Source organism: Planococcus sp. A6 (assembly GCF_028823615.1).
Classification (GTDB): domain Bacteria; phylum Bacillota; class Bacilli; order Bacillales_A; family Planococcaceae; genus Planococcus.
In genome coordinates, this window is sequence record NZ_JAPEHT010000219.1 from 1 (window position 1) to 3,017 (window position 3,017).

4 protein-coding genes are annotated in these 3,017 nt (G+C 49.2%); 3 read left to right on the forward strand and 1 reads right to left on the reverse strand.

Going from position 1 to position 3,017, the window contains the following annotated elements; genetic code table 11:
• Positions 1-6 precede the first annotated feature (6 nt).
• Positions 7-468: a BsuPI-related putative proteinase inhibitor gene (locus ON064_RS17850; protein WP_274625822.1), complete on the reverse strand. Its 462-nt coding sequence runs from the start codon at positions 466-468 to the stop codon at positions 7-9.
• Positions 469-603: 135 nt separating this feature from the next.
• Here ON064_RS17850 and ON064_RS17855 point away from each other — a divergent pair, with 135 nt between their 5' ends.
• From ON064_RS17855 to ON064_RS17865, 3 genes are all read left to right on the forward strand, one after another.
• Positions 604-741: a hypothetical protein gene (locus ON064_RS17855; RefSeq protein ID WP_167456531.1), complete on the forward strand. Its 138-nt coding sequence runs from the start codon at positions 604-606 to the stop codon at positions 739-741.
• A 114-nt stretch (positions 742-855) separates the two neighbouring features.
• Entirely contained in the window at positions 856-2,439 is a 1,584-nt protein-coding gene (locus ON064_RS17860; RefSeq protein ID WP_274625824.1) for a class I adenylate-forming enzyme family protein, read from the forward strand.
• 88 nt (positions 2,440-2,527) lie between these two features.
• On the forward strand, positions 2,528-3,010 hold the full coding sequence (locus tag ON064_RS17865) for a YehS family protein (RefSeq protein WP_274625823.1): 483 nt from the start codon (positions 2,528-2,530) through the stop codon (positions 3,008-3,010).
• The last annotated feature ends 7 nt before the right edge of the window (positions 3,011-3,017 follow it).

The window sequence follows — 3,017 nt, forward strand, 5'->3', positions numbered from 1 at the left end:
GTTTTTCTATTCGATCGTATGCTCGATTTCTGCTGGATAATTTGCGCCTTGTGTCGGCGTCATCCACACTTCTAGCGTATAGGTGCCGGGTTCAAGATTGGCTTCTGGAACTTGGATCTCGTATTGAAGCTCCTCGCCTTGCCGCAGGATTTCCTCGCCGAGTGCTTGGGTATACATGCTGACAGACGACATGCGGAACACTTCAATGCCTTGTTCATCGGTCAATGTGAAATCATAGCGCTGCCCGCTCGTGAAGTTGAATGTCACCGCTTCTTGCGTATCGTTTTTGACGGTATAGCGGTAAGTTCCATTGTCAGTCTCTTCTATGGTCGATGTCACTTCGCCTTCGATAATCTCACCCCCTGAATCCGGATCTTCCGGCAGATTATCGCTTTCGGTGCCACACGCAGCGAGCAATATAGCGGCGATCAAAACTATTAGCCAGCCGATTGCGGTTTTTTGCCTCATCGGGTTCGCCCCCTTTTTTGTCTATAGAGTAGACCGCAAGAGGCCATAAAAAGTTACAGAAAGGAATGCATTGTGCTGTTCTTCGGCCCTCTTGCTGTCCTATACTAGCACTATACCCTGAAGGAGGGCGTTGTAATGCCCGGATTATTCAATGATTTCCGTGAAGCGCTGTTTGCAAAGATGAAATGCCTCGGCATGAGCACATTCACAGTCGCCAAATACATGGCGATGGGATTGATTCCGCTGTATCTCATCTACTTAATGATGAATTAATTGAGACATTAAAGGCTCTGAAAAGAGTCTTTTTTCATTTCCAATTATTGGTATATTGACTATATTTTCAGAATATTATAATATTGAAGAACTACCGATCAGGCAGAAGGGGAGATTCATGAGCAAACAAAGGAGGAATGGGAAATGAACATCACAACATCGTTGACGATGAATGCGACGCGCCAGCCCAATTTACCCGCATTGAACTTTGAAGGGAAATCCTATACGTATCAAGAATTGAACGCGGAAGTGAATCGCTTGGCGAACGGCTTGGTGCGGGAGGGAATTTCAAAGGGCGATAAAGTGGCGCTGTTCATGAAGAATTCGGATGCGTACGTTATTACGTTTTTTGCCGCGTTGAAAGCAGGCGGCGTCGTGGTTCCGATCAATTACAGGCTAAATGCCGAGGAAGCGGGCTATCTATTCGGCCAGTCGGATGCAGTTTATGTGTTTTGCGACAATGAATTCGAAAGCTTAGTGGCGGAAGCGAAAGAATTGGACGATCTGCTGCATCAGGTGATCGTCTACCCGAAAGCGCAAGTTGAAGCGCATCTCAGTTGGGACGAAGCACTGGACTACGACCGCTCAGAGCCGAAAGTCGACATCTTGCCGGAAGACGATGCAGAAATCCTTTATACGTCGGGAACGACCGGCCCGCCAAAGGGAGCGCTTTTTGACCATCAGCGCATCGTCAATGTCAGCACTTCGTTCATTCTCGGGACAGGCGTCAACCATGACGATCGCTTGCTTCATGCGGCGCCGTTTTTCCATCCTTCCCAACTCAATTTATTTCTCGTGACCGGGGTCATGCTCGGCATCCCGCAAACCATTCTCCGTGAATTCGCGACGAGGGATGTAGTGGACGCAATCCACCAGGACGGCTGTAGCGTATTTTTCGGGCTGCCGGATATGTACCATGCGTTGATGGAAGCACCTGAGAGCGCAAATTATAATCTGGGCACAATCCGCAAATGCATGTACGGGACCGACCCGATGCCCAATGGCCTTGTCGCGCGGGCCATGAAATTTTTCGGCCACGAGCAATTTTACAATTTATGCTTCCTCACTGAAGGGGGCCCGGGAGGTGTCTATTTGCTGCCAAGCGAGCATGCCCATAAAGAGGGAGCCGGCGGCAAGTCGATGTATATGACCCATGTCCGTGTGGTCGATGAGGAAATGAACGACGTTAAACCTGGCCAAGTCGGTGAATTCATCATGCGCGGTGAGACGATCATGAAATCGTATTACAATATGCCGGAAGAAACCGCAGAAGCATTCCGGGACGGCTGGCTGTTGACGGGGGATCTTGCGACGATCGATGAAGACGGCTATATTACGCTTGTCGACCGCAAATCCGACCGCATCATTTCTGCTGGGAATAATATTTATTCCATCGAAATCGAACAAGTGTTGAATCGCCATCCGCAAGTCCAGGAAGCGGCGACCGTTGGTATTCCAGAAGAAGAATGGGGCGAAATCGTAGGTGTCGTCATCGTTCCGAAAGATGGGGCACCGATCGATGAAGTAGCGCTCTCTGAATACTTGCTCGAGCATTTGCCGCAGCATAAAGCGCCGAAAAAATTCCGGTTCGCAGACGAATTGCCGCGCAATGCTTCAGGCAAGATTCTGAAATACCAATTGCGCGAACTGCATATCAGCGAATATACATGGTTCCGCCATACGTTTATCGAACGCTGAAAAATGGCGCCCTGATGCTCCGGGGCGCCATTTCTCTGTGTTATGATGGAACAGGATTTGAATAGAACATGGCAGGAGGATTTTTCATATGGACAATAACGATATTTTGATCCGGCTGCGCTATGCGCTGGATTTGAAAAATAGCGATGTAAAAGAAATTTTCGCACTCGGCGGCGAGAAAGTGGATGCTGTCGATGTACCATTGATTTTAACGAAAACGCCGGAACCTGACGATGAAGGGGCAGAAGCCAATATACCATTGGCAAACGACCAATTGGAGCGCTTCTTGAACGGGCTGATCACCTTCAACCGCGGACCGAAACCTGGCGACTCCGGCCCGCCCGAAGTAAGCGGTGAGCACGTCAACAACCTGGTCTTGAAAAAGCTTCGCATCGCGCTGGAATTGACGAGTGAAGACTTGCTCGATTTATGGAAGCTAGCCGGAATCAATGTCTCCAAAGGCGAACTTGGCGCCTTTCTCCGGAAAGAAGGCCATAAAAACTATAAGGAACTGGGCGACCAGCTCATGCGCAATCTCCTCAAAGGCATCACGCTCAATTATCGTTCATAACGAAAAT

What these genes read in the sequence shown, in the direction of transcription:
- ON064_RS17865 (WP_274625823.1), top strand. Translation starts at nt 2,528, where the DNA reads ATGGACAATAACGATATTTTGATCCGGCTGCGCTATGCGCTGGATTTG.
- ON064_RS17855 (WP_167456531.1), top strand. Translation starts at nt 604, where the DNA reads ATGCCCGGATTATTCAATGATTTCCGTGAAGCGCTGTTTGCAAAGATG.
- ON064_RS17850 (WP_274625822.1), bottom strand. Translation starts at nt 468, where the DNA reads ATGAGGCAAAAAACCGCAATCGGCTGGCTAATAGTTTTGATCGCCGCT.